Below are 16,599 nucleotides of genomic sequence, written 5' to 3'. Positions count from 1 at the left end.
CCGGCGGCGTATAGGCCAGCGTCGTCCCCAACACCCAGAGTAGCAGCAGCACCAGCGGCGTGTGCACCAGCAACTGCACGAACGAGAAGCCGATCAGGTCCCGTGCCTTCAGCCCCAGCACACCGAGCAACGGTAGCATGTAGAACGGGTTGATCAGGTTCGGCAAGGCTTCGGCGGCGTTGTAGATCTGTACGGCCCAACCCAGGTGATAGTTCAGGTCATTGGCCACCTGCATGACGTACGGCGCTTCGATGATCCACTTGCCACCACCGGACGGAATGAAGAAACCGAGGATCGCCGAGTACACGCCCATCAGCAGGGCATAGGTGTCGTGGGAGGCAATGCTGACGAAAAAGGTCGATATGTGGTGCGCCAGGGTCTGCGCATCGGCGCCTTTGACCGTGGTCATCAATGCAGCGATCGAGCCGTACAGCGGGAACTGGATCAGCACGCCAGTGGTGGTCGGCACCGCGCGGGACACGGCGTCCAGAAAGCTGCGCGGACGCCAGTGCAGCAGGGCGCCGAGCATGATGAACAGGAAGTTGTAGGTGTTCAGCCCGGAAATCGCGCTGATGGCCGGTTTGGTCGAGAACTCGTGGAACAGCCAGCCACCGGCCAGCAGCACCAGCAGGATCATCAGCAGCGGGCTGTATTCCAGCCATTCGCCGGGGCGGGTGCGTGGTTGCAGCGGCGGCAGGTTGAAACTCGGGTCGACGCCGCAGGCCTTGGCGTCACGCGCCGAGTTCGGGCCTGGCGCGGTGGCATAGGCGATGATCAGCGAGATCACGATCAACGCCAGCAACATGACACCGGACTGCCAGAGGAAGATCGTTTGGGTGAACGGAATCACCCCGGTGATCGACAGAATCGATGGCGGCAGGCTCGCCGGGTTGGCCTGCAGCTGTGCAGCGGACGACGACAGACCCAGGGCCCACACAGCACCGAGACCCAGATAGGCGGCGGCACCGGCAGCACGATAGTCCATCTTCAGATCGGTACGACGGGCAAGGGCGCGCACCAGCAAACCACCGAACACCAGGGACAGGCCCCAGTTCAGCAATGACGCGACCATGGAAATCAGGGCGACCCAGGCGACGGCAGAACGGCCGTTTTTCGGGATTTTCGCCAGACGGTCGATCAGTTTCACTGCCGGTGGCGAACTGGCGACCACATAACCGCCGATCACCACGAAGGCCATCTGCATGGTGAAGGGGATCAGGCTCCAGAAGCCATCACCAAAGGCCATGGCCGCGTCGGTGGGTTTGGCTCCCATCGCCATGGTGGCCAGGGCCACGATAATCACTGCCAGGGCAGCAAACACCCAGGAGTCGGGAAACCAGCGTTCGGCAAAACTTGAGCAGCGCAGGGCAAAGCGGGCGGAGCGGCTATCTTCGATATCAGCGGCCACGGGAGTACCTCGAATTTTTATGTTTGTTGTGGTCTTCGGGGCAGTAACCGCCCGTCTGGACAGACCCCAACATTAATTCAACCCGAGGATTTTTGCGGGGCTGTTTTGTGGCTATGGGACTTTGGTCTAACGGGTTGTCCGCCGGTGCATTTGCGTAGACCATGGGCGCCTTGGTTTTTGCCTGTGCCAGAGTTCTTTACATGACTGCCAACACCGATTCGCACCCGGCGCCGTTCAGCCGCTCGGACTACAAGACCCTGGGGCTCGCTGCCCTTGGCGGGGCGCTGGAAATCTACGACTTCATCATCTTCGTGTTTTTCGCCCTGACCCTCAGTCAGTTGTTCTTCCCGCCGGAAATGCCCGAGTGGCTACGTTTACTGCAAAGCTTCGGGATTTTCGTCACCGGTTATCTGGCGCGACCGTTGGGCGGCATCCTGATGGCGCACTTCGCCGACCGTTTGGGGCGCAAGAAAGTCTTCAGCCTGAGCATCCTGATGATGGCGTTGCCGTGCCTGCTGATCGGGATCATGCCGACCTACGCGCAAATCGGATATTTTGCACCGTTGCTGCTGTTGGCCCTGCGCATCCTCCAGGGCGCGGCGGTGGGTGGCGAAGTGCCAAGTGCCTGGGTGTTCGTCGCCGAGCACGCGCCCATCGCCCATCGCGGCTATGCCCTGGGTTTCTTGCAGGCGGGGCTGACCTTTGGCTATTTGATCGGTGCATTGACCGCAACTTTCCTGGCGCAGGCATTCACTCCGGCAGAAATTCTCGATTACGCCTGGCGTTACCCATTCCTGCTCGGCGGCGTGTTCGGAGTGATAGGCGTATGGCTGCGTCGCTGGCTCAGCGAAACCCCGGTGTTCATGGCCATGCAGGCGCAGCGCGAGGCGGCCGGCGAACTGCCGCTGCGCACGGTCTTGCGCGAGCATCGCCTGGCCATTTTGCCTGCGATGATTCTCACCTGTGTGCTGACCTCGGCCGTGGTGGTCTTTGTGGTCATTACCCCGACCATGATGCAGAAAACCTTTGGCATGACCGCCAGCCACACCTTCGCCTTGAGCGCATTGGGCATCGTGTTCTTGAACATCGGCTGCGTGCTCGCCGGTCTGCTGGTCGACCGCATTGGCGCCTGGCGCACGGTGATGCTCTATAGCCTGCTGCTGCCGCTGGGCATCGGTGTGCTTTACAGCAGCCTGATCATGGGCGGCGACTGGATCGGCCTGGCCTACGCCGTGGCAGGGCTGGCCTGCGGGGTGGTCGGCGCGGTGCCATCGGTGATGGTCAGCCTGTTCCCGGCGCGGATTCGCGTCTCGGGCATCTCCTTCACCTACAACATTGCCTACGCTGCGTGGGCAAGTGTCACGCCGCTGTTGTTGATCGGCCTGATGCCGTGGAGCCCATGGATCTGTGTGATGTTCAGTGCGGTGATGGGGGCGGTGGGCATGGGCAGTGCGGCGTATTTCGGTGCGCGGATGCCGAGAATTGCAGGCTGTTCTGCCGCGGGCGCGCATTGATTGTGCGGCTTGGAAAGATTTTTTGTAGGACAAGCTTGAAGCACGCTTAAGAAAATGTTTCCAAGGCCGATGGTTAGGCTGCATATCGCTTTCTACCCCTGTCCATCGGTGCTTTCCCATGTTCAATAAACGCTTGAAGCAGGAGCTGTCGGCTCTTCGTGAAGAACTCTCCAGCCTCCAGCAAGTGAAGGAAAGTCTGGAAAGCGAGATGCTGGTGCTGACCCTCGACAGCGATGGAAGGGTTCAGTCGGTCAACCAGAACTTCCTTGGCGAAATGCATTACAAGAGCGCCGACCTGATTGGCCGACACATCGACGACTTCGTCCCGGATCACGTGAAATCCGACGAATTCCAGCAGCGTTTCAAGAACGCGCTGACCCGTGGCGAGCACTTCGCCGGTGCGGTGCGCCTGTTGCGCGGCACGGGTCAGGAAGCGTGGTTGCGCTCGATCCTGCAACCGGTGCGCTCGGCGGATGGGCGGATCAAGTATTTTTCGATCTTCTCCAGCGACCTGACCCGCACCATCGAGGCTTCTCGCGAACACGAGAACCTGATCGGTGCGCTGGTTCGCTCTACGGCGGTGATCGAATTCGACCTCAACGGCAACGTGCTGACCGCCAACGACCGCTTCCTCGGTGGCATGGGTTACAGCCTGGCGCAGATCAAGGGCAAGCATCACCGTACCTTCTGCCTGCCGGATGAATACAACAGTGCCGAGTACCAGAACTTCTGGCGTCGCCTGAATGCGGGCGAGTACGTGGCCGACCGTTTTAAACGTGTCGACAGCCATGGTCGGACGGTCTGGCTGGAGGCGTCCTACAACCCGGTGACCGATGCCAACAATAATCTCTACAAGGTGGTGAAGTTCGCCACGGTGATTACCGATCAGGTCAATCAGGAACAAGCCGTTGCCGAGGCCGCCAACATTGCCTACGGCACCTCGCAACAAACCGACCAAAGCGCCCAGCGCGGTAACGCCGTGGTGACCCAGGCCGTGGACGTGATGCGTGACCTGGCCAAACATATGCAAACCGCCGGCGATGGCATCGAAGCCCTGAACGAGCAGTCGCTGGTGATCGGTACCATCGTCAAAACCATCAGCGGCATTGCCGAGCAGACCAACCTGCTGGCGCTCAACGCGGCCATCGAAGCGGCGCGTGCGGGCGAACAGGGTCGGGGCTTCGCCGTGGTGGCGGATGAAGTCCGGCAACTGGCTTCGCGCACCAGCCAGGCCACCGACGAAATCGTCCTCGTGGTGCGGCAGAACCAGGACATGGCGCGCAACGCCGTGGCGCTGATGACCGACGGCAAGCTTCAGGCCGAACAGGGCCTGGCACTGGCGGCGGAAGCGGGTACGGTGATTGTCGAGATTCAGGACGGCGCGCAGAAAGTGGTCAATGCGGTGGGGCAGTTTGCCAATCAGTTGTCCAACTAGTGTCTGATCGTTAAGAGATCGCAGCGTGCAGCAACATCCTACAGGATGTACGCCAATCCAATGTAGGAGCTGCCGCAGGCTGTGATCTTTTGACCTTTTGCTTTTCTACTCAGGCGGATCAATCCGATCCAGTGCCCGGTTCACCGCCAGTTCCCCCAACAGGATGACTTGCGCGATGCCCAGCAGGGTATTGCGACTCGATCCCTCCGTCCGGTCCGCCAGATCCATGGTCATGACGTTGGCCGAGGCCAGCGATTCGCAGGCATGGGCCAGCAGGGTTGCGGTATCGAGTTCCGGGTTGACGAAAAACAGCGTGCACAGTTTGCGTGGAGTGGCGCGGATGTCGGCGGCCGAGGGAATGCGGTCGGCGGGTTCGTGAGGGGTGTCCGGCGGATTCGGTGTGACCTTGAACATGGGAATTTTCTCCAGATAAGGGCCACAACCATCTCGCGACTAAACGAAAGGGTGGTGGCCGTGCGCAAGTTAGTCGACCGGTAAAGTTTCCCAAAACCCGGCGCGCCCGAAGACGCCATGCGCACAGCCACCATCAAGTGCAGGCGGATGCCTGACTGGATGACACTGATGCAACCGAGGAAAACTAGCCGGGCGACTAAACCCGATCACCGACAATCAGTGACGCGGAGCAAGTTACCGAGCGGTCCCCAAGCGCACAAGCCGGCGGATTCTGGGGTAACTGTAGGCAACGACGCAAGGCGCTGTGGCTTTCACGAAGTAACCTTGAGGGCTTTTAAACAAGCTCGGTTTACGCTCTGGAGTAGCCTTCGATCCGAACGGTTCAACCTTGTCAAAAAGCAGCCGCGGCACTGGGCGCCGACAAGATAACGAACAGTCCTACAGGTTAGGTGCGTCAACACTCGGATGCATCCTACGCGTACGCCGGAAACATCCTATATCAACCTTTTTTCCCTTCCTGAAAGCTGTCGAGCGCTTGAACGAGGGGGGTTAACGAAAAGCCTCCCCATCCGTTTCGATAGGCCAGGGAGGTCTGAATCTTGTCCAACGCACTGCGCCCCTTCTTCGACCACAGCCGCCACAAACTGCAAGTCGACGGCCTCGACACCGCCCTCGACGTCCTCGCCTTCGAGGGCGAAGAACACCTCAGCCAGCCGTTCACCTACACCGTCGAATTCACCGCCAGCCACCTCGACCTCGGCGCCGAACAACTGCTCGGCCAATACGCCCAATTCAGCCTGCACGCCGCGCCGTCAACCCTGCCCGTGATGGCCTGGGAAGTGCCCAAGCCGGTCAAACCGCTGCGCACGTTTTACGGCGTGATCAGCGGCTGCCAGCGCCTGTCCGGCTCGGTCGACGAAGCGCGCTACGAAATCACCCTGCAACCACGCCTGGGACGGCTCGCCCGTGGCCAGCAAACGCGCCTCTACCTGCAGCAGTCGGTGCCGGAAATCGTCGAGAGCATCCTGCGCAGCCGCCACGCCTTCCTCGGCCAGGACTTCTTCTTCCGCCTGCACCGCGAGTACCCGCGCCGCGAACAGGTGATGCAGTACAACGAAAGCGACCTGGACTTCATCACCCGGCTGCTGGCCGAGGTCGGCATCTGGTACCGCTGCACCAGCGACGAGCGGCTGAACATCGACGTCGTCGAGTTCTGCGACGACCAGCGCGGCTACCAGTTCGACGTCGCCTTGCCGATGCGCTCGCCCTCCGGCCTGAGCAGCAGCGGCGAGGACAGCGTCTGGGCCCTGCAAACCCGCCACCAGGTGGTGGAACAGCAGGTCAGTGTGCGCGCCTATCACCCGCGCGACGCCCGCGCCCACCTCGACGGCGAAGTCGACCAGACCCGCGGCGAGCCGGCCACCCATGGCGCGCCCCACACCTACGGCGAGGCCTACCACTACGCCGAGCCCTACAGCGTGCTCGGCAACGCCTACCACCAGGACGAAGACCTGCTCAGCGAAAGCGGCTACTTCTACGCGCGCCTGCGCCACGAGCGTTACCTCAACCAGCAGACCCACCTCAGCGGCATCAGCAGCAGCGCCACCCTGGCCCCCGGCCAGGTACTGAACATCAGCGGTGGCGCCCCCCAGGCCTTCGCCCCCGGCGCGGTGCTCACCGGCCTCACCACCCACGCCGCCCGCGACCGCAGCTTCGAATGCCACTTCCAGGCCATGCCCTACGCCGAACGCCTGTGCTTCCGTCCGCCGCCCCCGCCCAAACCGCAAATCGCCGGCACCCTCCCGGCACGGGTCACCAGCCCCAAGGCCAACGACCCCTACGCCGACATCGACCTGGAAGGACGCTACCGGGTCAAATTCCTCTTCGAGCGTGACACCTGGCCGCCCGGCCAGGAAAGCAAATGGCTGCGCCAGGCCCGCGCCTACGCCGGCGACACCCACGGCCTGCACCTGCCGCTGCTCGCCGGCACCGAAGTGGCGATCGCCTTCGAACAGGGCGACCTGGACAAACCCTACATCGCCCACGCCCTGCACGACGACCAGCACCCCGACCACGTGACCCTGGGCAAGCGCGACTACACCCGCAACGTCCTGCGTACCCCAGCCAACAACAAATTGCGCATGGAAGACCGGCGGGGGGAGGAGCACGTCAAGCTCAGTACCGAGTATGGGGGCAAGAGTCAGCTGAACCTGGGGCATCTGGTGGATGGCAAGAAGCAGAAGCGTGGGGAAGGGTTTGAGCTGCGCACGGATGGATGGGGGGCGATTCGTGGCGGTAAAGGCCTGTTCATCAGTGCCGATGCGCAGGCCAAGGCGCAGGGCCCGGTGCTCGATATGGACGCCGCCGTCGGCCGCCTGCAACAGGCCGGCGAACAGCTGCAACAGCTCTCGGTCGACGCCCAGGCCGCCCATGCCGAACCGGCGGACGTGGCCGCGCAGTTGAACCTGCTGCGCCAGGACCTCGAACAGCTCAAGTCCCAGGTCTTGCTGCTCAGCGCCCCGCAAGGCATCGCCTTCACCAGCGGGAAGCACCTGCAACTGGCGGCGCACGACAACCTGATGCTCAACGCCGGCGGCGCAGCGCACCTCAGCGTGGTCAAGCGCCTGTTCATCGGCGTCGGTCAGGGGCTGAGCCTGTTCGTGCGCAAGCTGGGGATCAAGCTGATCGCCAATCAGGGGCCGATAAGCGTCCAAGCGCAAAACGACAAGCTGGAACTGATCGCCCGGCATGGTCTGGACATCATCAGCACCGAAGACGAAATCCACATCACCGCGAAGAAGAAAATCGTCCTCAACGGCGGCGGCAGCTACCTCAGCCTGGAACAGAGCGGCATCGAATCGGGCACGGCGGGCGACCACAAGGTCAAGGCGGCGCATTTCGAATACAGCGGTGCGGCGAGCATGACGGCCACACATCCGGATTACCCGCAAAGCCTGTCCAAACAAATGTTGCGATTCAACGTATCGCAAGCCCCCAACGCCAACCGCCAAGTCTGGGCAGGCATGCCCTACACGCTTTACGCCGACGGTGCCGAGCTCAAGCAAGGTGTGCTGGACAGGACCGGGCAAGTGTCGATTGACCATCAGGTGGTGACACGGGGCTACCGGTTGGTCATGGCCAACGGTGTGACCTACCAGATCCCGGTGCCTACCGATTACCGCAATGCCGAACAGGCGCAACTGGCCAATCGCGGCTTGCATAACCATCCCTCGCGAGCCCACGCCGAGGTGAGTCAACCCACATCGCACACGGATCACCGAGGCCTGTATGCCACGGTGATTGAAGGAGCCAGTGATCAGGAAGGGAAAACACCATGAGCCAATACGAGATCGTCACGCCGGTCGCACTCCAGCACACCCAAGAGGTGACCTGTACCCCGCCATGGTATGTGCGCAATACCGAATACCCTCCCGCCATGGCGACTTATCAACCATTGATAAATGGGGAAGAAACGTTCCGGGCCGTGCACCTGGCCATTTCAAAGGCTAAGGCAACTGTCGACATCATCTGCTGGGGTTTCCAGCCGTCGATGTACTTCATCCGCAATGGCCAGGAGCCGTGTATCGGTGAATTACTGATGGCCATGGCACGCGAAGGCGTCAAGGTGCGGATCCTGGGGTGGGAAATGCCATTCAATACCGCCGGCAAAGCCGGAGAAGCCAACCTGCCCGGTAAAGGCCCATTCCGATACTACGATCGGGAGCTGCAACCCTCCACGGATGATCAATATGCCTACGACCGCCAGTGGTTTGCCAGATGCGCGTTCAGTGACCATCTGGCGCCTGCGATGCGGGTGGCGCGCAACGTGCCGGTATTCGTCAGTCGTGGTTTCAGCGTGTTTGAACGGGCCGAAATAGCCCATCAGGCGAAATACAGAAGTCTCGACCCGCAGGTCAGCGCCACTACGCAATTCATCCTGACGGCGACAGCGACCCATCATCAAAAAACGGTCCTCGTCGATTATGAACTGCCGGACCGCGCCGTCGGTTTCGTGATGGGTCACAACATGCTCGACGAGTACTGGGACACCAATGACCATTTTGCGGTGAACCGTGACAAGGACACCAAACCCGCCCCCAACAAGGGCCCGCGTGGCGATACCCCACGTCAGGACATTTCAAGCCAGGTCAGCGGACCGATTCTGGAACACCTACATCACAACTTCGCCAGCGCCTGGCGCAAGGAAACCGGTGAGGACTTGCTCGACCTGCGCCGAGCCAAAGAGGTAGGGCCGCAACTGCAATGCTCCCCGGACGCCAACCGACAGATCGCGCAGATCCTGCGCACCCAGGCCCAGGAGGGCAAACGGGATATCGAGAAGCTTTACCTGCAAGCGGTGAACAACGCGACCCAGTTCATCTATATCGAAAACCAGTATTTCCGCTGGCCGCCCCTGGCCGAATTGATCAAGGCCGTTGCCGCCGGCCAGACCAAGGCCGGGCGCGACCCCGCCATACACGGTCCCTTGCATCTGTTTGTGATCACCAATGCAAGCAAAGCCGGCATAGGCTCCGGCACCGTGAACACCCAGCGCATGCTCGAAAGCCTCGGGCGCGGCCATACCATGCCTGCAATCACCAAGTTACGGCGGATTGAAAAGGCAAAAGCCGAGGCCGCCGCGCTGGAGTCCGGTCTGGGCGAACGCCTGGAGCAGCATGCCTTGGTCACGCTAACGAAACTCACCGACGCATTGGGCGGAACCGATCTCAGCGACGAGGCCAAGGAAGCTCAGCGGCGCAAGACTCTGGACAACGATTGGCGCAAAGCCTCACTCCAGGGCCAAATCGAGGCAATCGAGGGTGAGACTTTTGCCCAACTCCCGGAACTCTCCGGTCTGAAAGTCCATGTGTGCTCACTGGTCGCCCCCGACTCACCGGCGGGCAAGGAATGGATGCCGGTGTACATCCACTCCAAGTTGATGATCGTCGACGATGTGTTCACCACTCACGGCTCAGCCAACATCAACACCCGCAGCATGCAGGTGGATAGCGAACTGAATATTGCGCATGAGTGGGCCTGTGTGACGCAGGCGATGCGGCGGCGGTTGTGGGACATGCATACGAATGGATTGGGCGCACAAGATGATCCGAAGGAGGCGTTCAAAGCCTGGGAAGACATCATCAAACGGAATAAGAATTTTCAATCCAAACAATTGATTCCCTATGCCCCCCTCGTCGAGTTCTATTTCGGCGAATCCGACCTGTCGGACCTCGACTGATGCGCCGGGTCTTGTTGCTGACATGTCTGCTGCTGGTCGCCTGCGATACCAGTAATCCTACTTCTACTTCGACCAAGGAGACGCCCTTGAACCCATTAACTGAAGTCAAGGCCAAGCTGGCTTTCAGCTGTGTACACGAGCAGGTCCCTGCGGCCTCCGCCGAAGCCGATGTGCTGTTCCATTACGCACGCTGGTTGCAAAAAAACAACCAGCTCAAGCAGGACAAGGCTGTTGATGCAGAGATCGAGCGCTTGTACCGCATCGCCAGTGAGAACGGCCACTACAAGGCCAATATCAATCTGCAGAACGGTGCCATGCGCGGGAATTTCGGACTCCGCGGTGAAGAGCAACTGCGCATGAGTGAACAACTGATCAACGCGGGAGTGGCAACGGGATATTACTTTGTTGGTATCTTCCTGCAGCACGGCGTGGCTGGGTTGAAGCAGGATCACGAAATGGCGTTGCGTTACTACCGTAAAGCCGCTGATGAAGGTAATCCGCTAGCTCAAGCCTATGTCGCAGACAAGTTGGCGCCGATCAACATTGCCCCGGACGTTGCCCGGAAAATGCGCCGTTGCGCGGCCGAGCAGGGGCACGGTGATGCAGCCTCCGACCTAGGTGTTGATCTGTCGACAGATGGTTATTATCAGGAAGCACTTGAAGGATTCCAACTTGGCGTTGCGGCCGGTGACAGTACTTCGGCGTCTTTTTTGAGCGAGGGCTTCCGTGGGCCGGAGCCGGATGATCGGTTGTACTACCTGGGCCAACAGGAAGACCTCGAACGAGCCGATCGCTACAAAAAAATCTGGAAAATCCTCTCGGGCTACTCCTACGCCAATCCCAAAGTCCCCGAGATCAATGAGATCGTCCCGCTGCCCCCTGCCAAACTGCCCGCCTGGGACGGCAAGCTCAAATGGCTTGAAGAACGTCTGGCCAATGTCCCACCTGAAAAACCCAGCGAAGTGCTGATCAACCAACTGGCCAAAGCCAAGCTTCTGGATCCGGCCACTGGACAGGGACTACCGGGATCGCCTGCATTCAGCCAATCTCATTTATCGGCACCGAACTGCTACAGCGGCCAAGTCTGTCCGGTAAGTGGGTACTGGAAGGTCGGCTGGCTTCCCCGCCACCACTCGGTAGACAGGAGCGTCGCTCGGTATTTCAAACAGGGCGAGATCTTGCCGACGCAGTTGGTCGAGCACTACCAGATGCGCACTTGGCCCTTTTCCGACAAGATCACACGACAAGAACAAGTGGTTGAATGGTACCTGCTTGGGTGACACGTCGATATCGTGCCGTGTCGCTATTAAGGTGCGCGCCCCAGGTCGGGAGCATTCCCGGCATACATGGCCCCTTGCACCTGTTCGTGATCACCGATGCCAGTGAAGACAGGGTAGGGCCAGAGGTGTAGCTGCCCAGTTTCTTTGGACCACTCTGTAGGAGCTGCCGCAGGCTGCGATCTTTTCATTTGGGATGTCGCTACAATCGGCTCATTTCCCCCTAGAGCAGACTTCCATGAGCGTTTCCCACCGCCGTCCGGTTCCCTTGTCCAAGGCTTATCGTCTGCTCAATCACGGGCCGACCGTGCTGGTCAGCGCAGCCCACGGTGGCCAGCGCAATATCATGGCGGCAGCCTGGGCCATGCCGCTGGATTTCGAACCACCGAAAATTGCCGTGGTGCTGGACAAGTCCACCTGGACTCGCCAGTTGCTGGAAGCCTCGGGCACTTTTGTACTGAACGTGCCGTGTGCTGCCCAGGCCGACATTGTGCAGACCGTCGGTTCGACCTCCGGCCTGGAATTGACCCAGGGCCAGGGGCGCGACAAGTTTGAGACCTACGACTTGCAGACGTTTACCGGCCAGTCGGTTGATGCGCCGATGCTCGAAGGCTGTGTGGCCTGGCTGGAATGTCGCCTGTTGCCGGAGCCGAACAACCACCAGCAGTACGATCTGTTCCTGGCCGAAGTGATTGCCGCCCAGGCTGACGAGCGCGTGTTCAGCGAAGGGCGTTGGCACTTCGAAGGGCAAGATGCCTTGCGCACCTTGCACCATGTGGCGGGCGGGCACTTCCTGACCATTGGTGAGCCGGTGGACGGCAAGACCTTGCAGGCCTAAGTCGGCCGGTGCTCAGATCCACACATCATTTTCTGCCGTGCGCTCGCCACCTTCGCTGCCCGTGTTGAGCACGCCCTTGGGTTCGATCAGCAGGAGTTTTACCTCCTGCCCGGCACAGGGTTTGTGCTCGACGCCTTTGGGCACCACATACATTTCCCCGGCGTTCACCAGCACATGGCCATCGCGAAAGTCGATGCGTAACTGGCCTTCGAGAACGATGAAGGTTTCGTCGGTATCAAGGTGGTCGTGCCAGATAAAGTCCCCCAGCAGCTTCACTACCTTGAACTGGTAGTCGTTCATTTCAGCGATGACCCGGGGCGACCAGTGCGAGTCGATCCGGTTGATTTTTTCAGCGAAGTTCAGGCTTTCGTAAGCGTTCATGAAACTGCTCTCGCGGTTGTTTGTGAACCCACGATAGCCAGCGACTCAACGCGCTTCTTGTACGATTGTGCGTGGCTCAACGGCGCAGCATTTTCATCCAGCGGGCCGGTGACAGGCCGTAGGTTTTGCTGAATTGTCGAGTCATGTGGCTCTGGTCGGTGAAGCCGGCGATCAGCGCGGCACTGACCAGCGTCTGACCCTGAATCAGTAGCGCACGGACCATGTCCAGGCGCCGCATGGTCAGGTAACGGTAGGGACTGGTGCCGAACAACAGGCGAAAATCCCGGGACAGGCTCCAGCGATCCCGGCCGCTATGCTGCGCCAGCTCATCGAGTGTCACGGTACGATCGAGGGCGCCGTGGATGTATTCCCGCGCGCGTTGCGCGGCCACGTAATCGAAACCCGAGCGTTTGCCCGATGCACCGGAAACCGTGCTCATGGCTTGCGCCAGATCGAACAGCGCATCCTGTTCTTCCAGCGGGTCGAGCGGGCAATCCAGGCTGCGCAGCAACGCGCCCGTGGCGGCGAAAAGGCGGGGATCGTTCGACAGCCCGGTCTTGATGAATGGCAGTGCTCGCCCGCCGAGCATCTGCTGGATCAGCGCCGGTTCAATGTACATCATCCGGTACTGGAAACCGGACTCGGTACCGGCCTCGCCATCGTGGGCTTCGTCCGGGTGCAGCACGATCGTTGCGCCTGGCTGGCTGTGACGCCAGCCACCGCGATACTGAAAACTCTGCACCCCGGCCAGGGTGTGGCCGATGGCATAGGTGTCGTGGCGGTGAAGATCGTAGCCATGGCCGGCAAAAAACGCCTCGAAACGCTGAAGCCCACCGACATCGGGCGCGCGAAGGAACCAGTCATTTCGAGGCGGACGCTTGGCCATGGTGATGATCGTCTTGAGCTTGATGCACAACACGGTAACCCAGGCAGCGGTTCCCTGTCTTCTGATCGGATGGCGGCTTGCCCGCTAGAAAACCAAGGGCAAATACTGCACTGTGGGGCGCATTCGCTACAGGTCGTTTTTTATTTGTCAGGATGAGGCCAGGTCATGAGCAAGCTGCGCGTGGGGATCATTTTCGGGGGCCGTTCGGCGGAGCATGAGGTGTCGCTGCAGTCGGCGAAAAACATCGTCGATGCGCTGGATCGTTCGCGCTTCGAGCCGGTGCTGATCGGCATCGACAAACAAGGCCACTGGCACCTCAACGACCCTTCCAACTTTTTGTTGAATCAGGAAAACCCGGCGCTGATCGCCCTCAATCAATCCAATCGCGAACTGGCAGTGGTGCCGGGTAAGGCCAGCCAGCAACTGGTGGAAACTTCCAGCCAGGAGCTGCTCGGCCACGTCGATGTGATCTTCCCGATCGTCCACGGCACCCTCGGTGAAGACGGTTGCCTGCAGGGTTTGCTGCGCATGGCCGATCTGCCGTTTGTCGGCTCCGATGTGCTCGGTTCGGCCGTCTGCATGGACAAGGACGTCAGCAAGCGCCTGCTGCGTGATGCCGGCCTGGCCGTGACGCCGTTCGTGACATTGACCCGCGCCACGGCGGCGCGTACCGGGTTTGCCGAGGTTCAATCCCGGCTCGGCTTGCCGCTGTTCGTCAAACCGGCGAATCAGGGCTCTTCCGTGGGCGTGAGCAAAGTCACCGACGAGGCCGAATACACCTCGGCGGTGGAGCTGGCTTTGAGTTTCGATACCAAGGTGTTGGTCGAATCTGCCGTCAGCGGCCGCGAGATTGAATGCGCAGTGCTCGGCAATGAAGACGCCATCGCCAGTGGCTGCGGCGAGATCGTGGTACGCAGCGGGTTCTATTCCTACGACAGCAAATACATCGACGACACAGCCGCTGAAGTGGTGGTGCCGGCCAATATCAGCGTCGAGGCCAGCGAGCGCATTCGCGCCCTGGCCGTCGAAGCGTTCCAGATACTGGGCTGCTCCGGCCTGGCCCGCGTCGATGTGTTCCTGACCGACAGCGGCGAAGTGCTGATCAACGAAATCAACTCGCTGCCCGGCTTCACCCGCATCAGCATGTACCCGAAACTGTGGCAGGCCACCGGCATGACCTACAGCGAACTGGTGACGCGATTGATCGAGCTGGCGCTGGAAAAGCACCAGGTTCGGCGGGGGTTGAAGATCAGTCGATAAGTGAGCGGCTGATTTTCGCTTGCTCATAAACAAAGGGCCTACCAACCGGTAAGCCCTTTCTCATTCCTGCGTGCGACTCAATCCCCCAGCGCTTGCCCCTCACGCCGCGGGTCGGCACCTCCTGTCAGCGACGCTTTCCCCTGGGCGTCCTTCACCCGAACGATCGCCTGGGTGCCGCTGGTCATGTCGATTTCGCTCACGTTGTGCCCTTTGTCTTTCATCGCCTGAATCAGCATCGGGCTGAACTGGCCCTGTTCCAGTTCGGTCGGGCCATTGCGGCTGCCGAAGTTGGGCAGGTTGATGGCGGCTTGCGCATCGAGGTTCCAGTCGAGCAGGCCGATGGTGGATTTGGCCACGTATTCGATGATTTGCGAGCCGCCGGGGGAGCCGACGGTGGCGAGGAATTCGCCGCTCTGGCGGTCGAAGATCAGGGTCGGGGCCATGGATGAGCGCGGGCGTTTGCCGGGTTCGACGCGGTTGGCGACTTTCTGCCCGTTTTCCTCGGGGATGAACGAGAAGTCGGTCATCTCGTTGTTGAGCATGAAACCCTGAACCATGATGTGGGAGCCGAACGCCGACTCGATGGTGGTGGTCATCGACACGGCGCCGCCTGCGTCATCGACGGCCACCACTTGCGAGGTGGAAATCCGCAGCGGTGAACGGTCCGGTGCGTAGGCCACTTGAATGCCCGGCGGAGTGCCGGGTTTGGCCGTGCCCATGCTGCGTTCGCCGATCAGGGCGGCGCGGCTGGCCAGGTAAGCCGGTTCGACCAGACCCTTGACCGGCACGGGTACGAAGTCTGTATCGGCGACGTACTGAGCGCGGTCGGCGTAGGCCAGGCGTTCGGCTTCGGAGATCAGGTGCACGGCTTGCGGGTCGGGTTCGATGCCGGCCGGGGCCTTGGTCTTGACCGGTTTCAACGGCGCCAGCGCCAAGCGTTTATCGCGAGTCTCCAGGGCCTGCAGCGTGCCGAGGATCTGCGCCACAGCGATCCCGCCTGACGACGGCGGCGGCATGCCGCAGACTTGCCAGCGCTTGTAGTCGGTACACAGTGGTGCGCGTTCCTTGGCCTGATAGTTGGCGAGGTCGCTCACGGACAAGCTGCCGGGGTTGGCGTGGCCCTGAACCCTGGCCGCGATTTCCTGGGCAACAGGGCCTTTGTACAAGGCATCCGGGCCTTCATGGGCGATGCGTTTGAACACGGCGGCCAGTGCCGGGTTCTTCAGGTTTGTGCCGACGGCTTTTGGGCTGCCATCGGCATTGCGGAAATAAGCCATCATTTCCGGGGAGCGCAGCATGGACGAATCCGCAGCGATCAACTGGTGCAGGCGCGGCGAAATGGCGAAGCCTTGCTCGGCGAGCCGGATGGCCGGTTCAAACAGCTGCGCCCAGGGCAGGCGTCCGTGTTTTTGATGGGCCAGTTCCAGGGCGCGCAGCACGCCGGGGGTACCCACCGAGCGACCACCGATTTGTGCCTGGGTGAACCCCATCGGTTGTCCGTTGGCTTGCAGGAACAGTTTCTCGGTGGCGCCGGCCGGGGCGGTTTCACGGCCGTCGTAGGTGCGCACGGCTTTGCCATCCCAAAGTACGATCAATGCGCCGCCACCGATGCCCGAAGACTGTGGTTCTACCAGCGTCAACACCGCCTGCATCGCAATCGCGGCATCAATGGCCGAGCCGCCCCGGCGCAGCATTTCCCGTCCGGCTTCGGCCGCCAGCGGGTTGGCTGCTGCCGCCATGTATTTTTCGGCGTGTTGGGTGCGCAGGTCGGTGCGGAACCCGGAAGCGCTTTCCGGAGCGAGCGGTAATGTCGGCACCGAAGCGTTGTTGCACGCGGCCAGGGTCAAGGCACTGGCGAGCAGAACCAGGGCGGGCAGGCGATAGCGGCGCAAAGGGAAGTTCGAGAACACGTGGGGGTACTCCGTCCATTGGATCTACGATCAATGG

The 16,599-nt window shown here is 61.0% G+C and carries 12 protein-coding genes and 1 pseudogene; 8 read left to right on the top strand and 5 right to left on the bottom strand.

The window, feature by feature from the left end:
- Positions 1–1,408, bottom strand: a 1,408-nt coding sequence (locus PMI29_RS17275) for a short-chain fatty acid transporter (protein WP_007997155.1), incomplete at its 3' end; no start/stop codon positions are given.
- A gap of 200 nt (positions 1,409–1,608) precedes the next feature.
- Here PMI29_RS17275 and PMI29_RS17280 point away from each other — a divergent pair.
- The 3 genes and pseudogenes from PMI29_RS17280 (at position 1,609) to PMI29_RS33090 (ending at position 4,357) form a co-directional block, all read left to right on the top strand.
- Complete coding sequence (locus tag PMI29_RS17280; RefSeq protein ID WP_007997153.1) at positions 1,609–2,922, top strand: MFS transporter; 1,314 nt, start codon at positions 1,609–1,611, stop codon at positions 2,920–2,922.
- Positions 2,923–3,040: 118 nt separating this feature from the next.
- A pseudogene (locus tag PMI29_RS33095) lies at positions 3,041–3,769 on the top strand (PAS domain-containing protein); the annotation flags it as partial.
- Entirely contained in the window at positions 3,749–4,357 is a 609-nt protein-coding gene (locus PMI29_RS33090; protein WP_238541653.1) for a methyl-accepting chemotaxis protein, read from the top strand. The pseudogene PMI29_RS33095 and the gene PMI29_RS33090, both read left to right, overlap by 21 nt.
- Before the next feature lie 105 nt (positions 4,358–4,462).
- Here PMI29_RS33090 and PMI29_RS17290 read toward each other — a convergent pair whose 3' ends face one another.
- Positions 4,463–4,771: a DUF6124 family protein gene (locus tag PMI29_RS17290; RefSeq protein WP_007997150.1), complete on the bottom strand. Its 309-nt coding sequence runs from the start codon at positions 4,769–4,771 to the stop codon at positions 4,463–4,465.
- Positions 4,772–5,370: 599 nt separating this feature from the next.
- On the opposite strand from PMI29_RS17290, the gene PMI29_RS17295 reads away from it, so the two are divergent.
- The 4 genes from PMI29_RS17295 (at position 5,371) to PMI29_RS17310 (ending at position 12,125) form a co-directional block, all read left to right on the top strand.
- Positions 5,371–8,109, top strand: coding sequence for a type VI secretion system Vgr family protein (locus PMI29_RS17295; protein WP_007997148.1), 2,739 nt, complete (start codon positions 5,371–5,373; stop codon positions 8,107–8,109).
- A complete protein-coding gene (locus PMI29_RS17300) occupies positions 8,106–10,010 on the top strand; it encodes a phospholipase D-like domain-containing protein (protein ID WP_007997146.1) in 1,905 nt (634 codons plus the stop codon). The genes PMI29_RS17295 and PMI29_RS17300 overlap by 4 nt, the downstream gene beginning before the upstream one ends.
- Positions 10,010–11,290, top strand: coding sequence for an SEL1-like repeat protein (locus PMI29_RS17305; RefSeq protein WP_007997144.1), 1,281 nt, complete (start codon positions 10,010–10,012; stop codon positions 11,288–11,290). The genes PMI29_RS17300 and PMI29_RS17305 overlap by 1 nt, the downstream gene beginning before the upstream one ends.
- Before the next feature lie 235 nt (positions 11,291–11,525).
- Complete coding sequence (locus PMI29_RS17310; RefSeq protein ID WP_007997143.1) at positions 11,526–12,125, top strand: flavin reductase family protein; 600 nt, start codon at positions 11,526–11,528, stop codon at positions 12,123–12,125.
- A gap of 12 nt (positions 12,126–12,137) precedes the next feature.
- Here PMI29_RS17310 and PMI29_RS17315 read toward each other — a convergent pair whose 3' ends face one another.
- Both PMI29_RS17315 and PMI29_RS17320 read right to left on the bottom strand, forming a co-directional pair.
- Positions 12,138–12,506 carry a cupin domain-containing protein gene (locus tag PMI29_RS17315; RefSeq protein WP_007997141.1) on the bottom strand — a complete coding sequence of 123 codons (369 nt, stop codon included), beginning with the start codon at positions 12,504–12,506 and terminating at the stop codon, positions 12,138–12,140.
- A gap of 76 nt (positions 12,507–12,582) precedes the next feature.
- Positions 12,583–13,392: an AraC family transcriptional regulator gene (locus PMI29_RS17320; RefSeq protein ID WP_033052295.1), complete on the bottom strand. Its 810-nt coding sequence runs from the start codon at positions 13,390–13,392 to the stop codon at positions 12,583–12,585.
- A 165-nt stretch (positions 13,393–13,557) separates the two neighbouring features.
- On the opposite strand from PMI29_RS17320, the gene ddlA reads away from it, so the two are divergent.
- Complete coding sequence (gene ddlA / locus PMI29_RS17325; RefSeq protein WP_007997136.1) at positions 13,558–14,652, top strand: D-alanine--D-alanine ligase; 1,095 nt, start codon at positions 13,558–13,560, stop codon at positions 14,650–14,652.
- A 77-nt stretch (positions 14,653–14,729) separates the two neighbouring features.
- Here the strand turns inward: ddlA and ggt are convergent, their stop codons facing one another.
- Positions 14,730–16,562: a gamma-glutamyltransferase gene (ggt, locus tag PMI29_RS17330; RefSeq protein WP_007997135.1), complete on the bottom strand. Its 1,833-nt coding sequence runs from the start codon at positions 16,560–16,562 to the stop codon at positions 14,730–14,732.
- Positions 16,563–16,599: the final 37 nt, after the last annotated feature.

Source organism: Pseudomonas sp. GM49 (assembly GCF_000282355.1).
Lineage (GTDB): Bacteria > Pseudomonadota > Gammaproteobacteria > Pseudomonadales > Pseudomonadaceae > Aquipseudomonas.
Note: the sequence above shows the minus strand (reverse complement) of the source record. Positions and strands in the feature narration are given on the sequence as shown.

Bases quoted from the DNA above. Each gene is read 5' to 3' on its own strand.
- PMI29_RS17280 (WP_007997153.1), top strand. From the start codon at position 1,609: ATGACTGCCAACACCGATTCGCACCCGGCGCCGTTCAGCCGCTCGGAC.
- PMI29_RS17290 (WP_007997150.1), bottom strand. From the start codon at position 4,771: ATGTTCAAGGTCACACCGAATCCGCCGGACACCCCTCACGAACCCGCC.
- PMI29_RS17300 (WP_007997146.1), top strand. From the start codon at position 8,106: ATGAGCCAATACGAGATCGTCACGCCGGTCGCACTCCAGCACACCCAA.
- PMI29_RS17305 (WP_007997144.1), top strand. From the start codon at position 10,010: ATGCGCCGGGTCTTGTTGCTGACATGTCTGCTGCTGGTCGCCTGCGAT.
- PMI29_RS17310 (WP_007997143.1), top strand. From the start codon at position 11,526: ATGAGCGTTTCCCACCGCCGTCCGGTTCCCTTGTCCAAGGCTTATCGT.
- PMI29_RS17315 (WP_007997141.1), bottom strand. From the start codon at position 12,506: ATGAACGCTTACGAAAGCCTGAACTTCGCTGAAAAAATCAACCGGATC.
- PMI29_RS17320 (WP_033052295.1), bottom strand. From the start codon at position 13,392: ATGGCCAAGCGTCCGCCTCGAAATGACTGGTTCCTTCGCGCGCCCGAT.
- ddlA (WP_007997136.1), top strand. From the start codon at position 13,558: ATGAGCAAGCTGCGCGTGGGGATCATTTTCGGGGGCCGTTCGGCGGAG.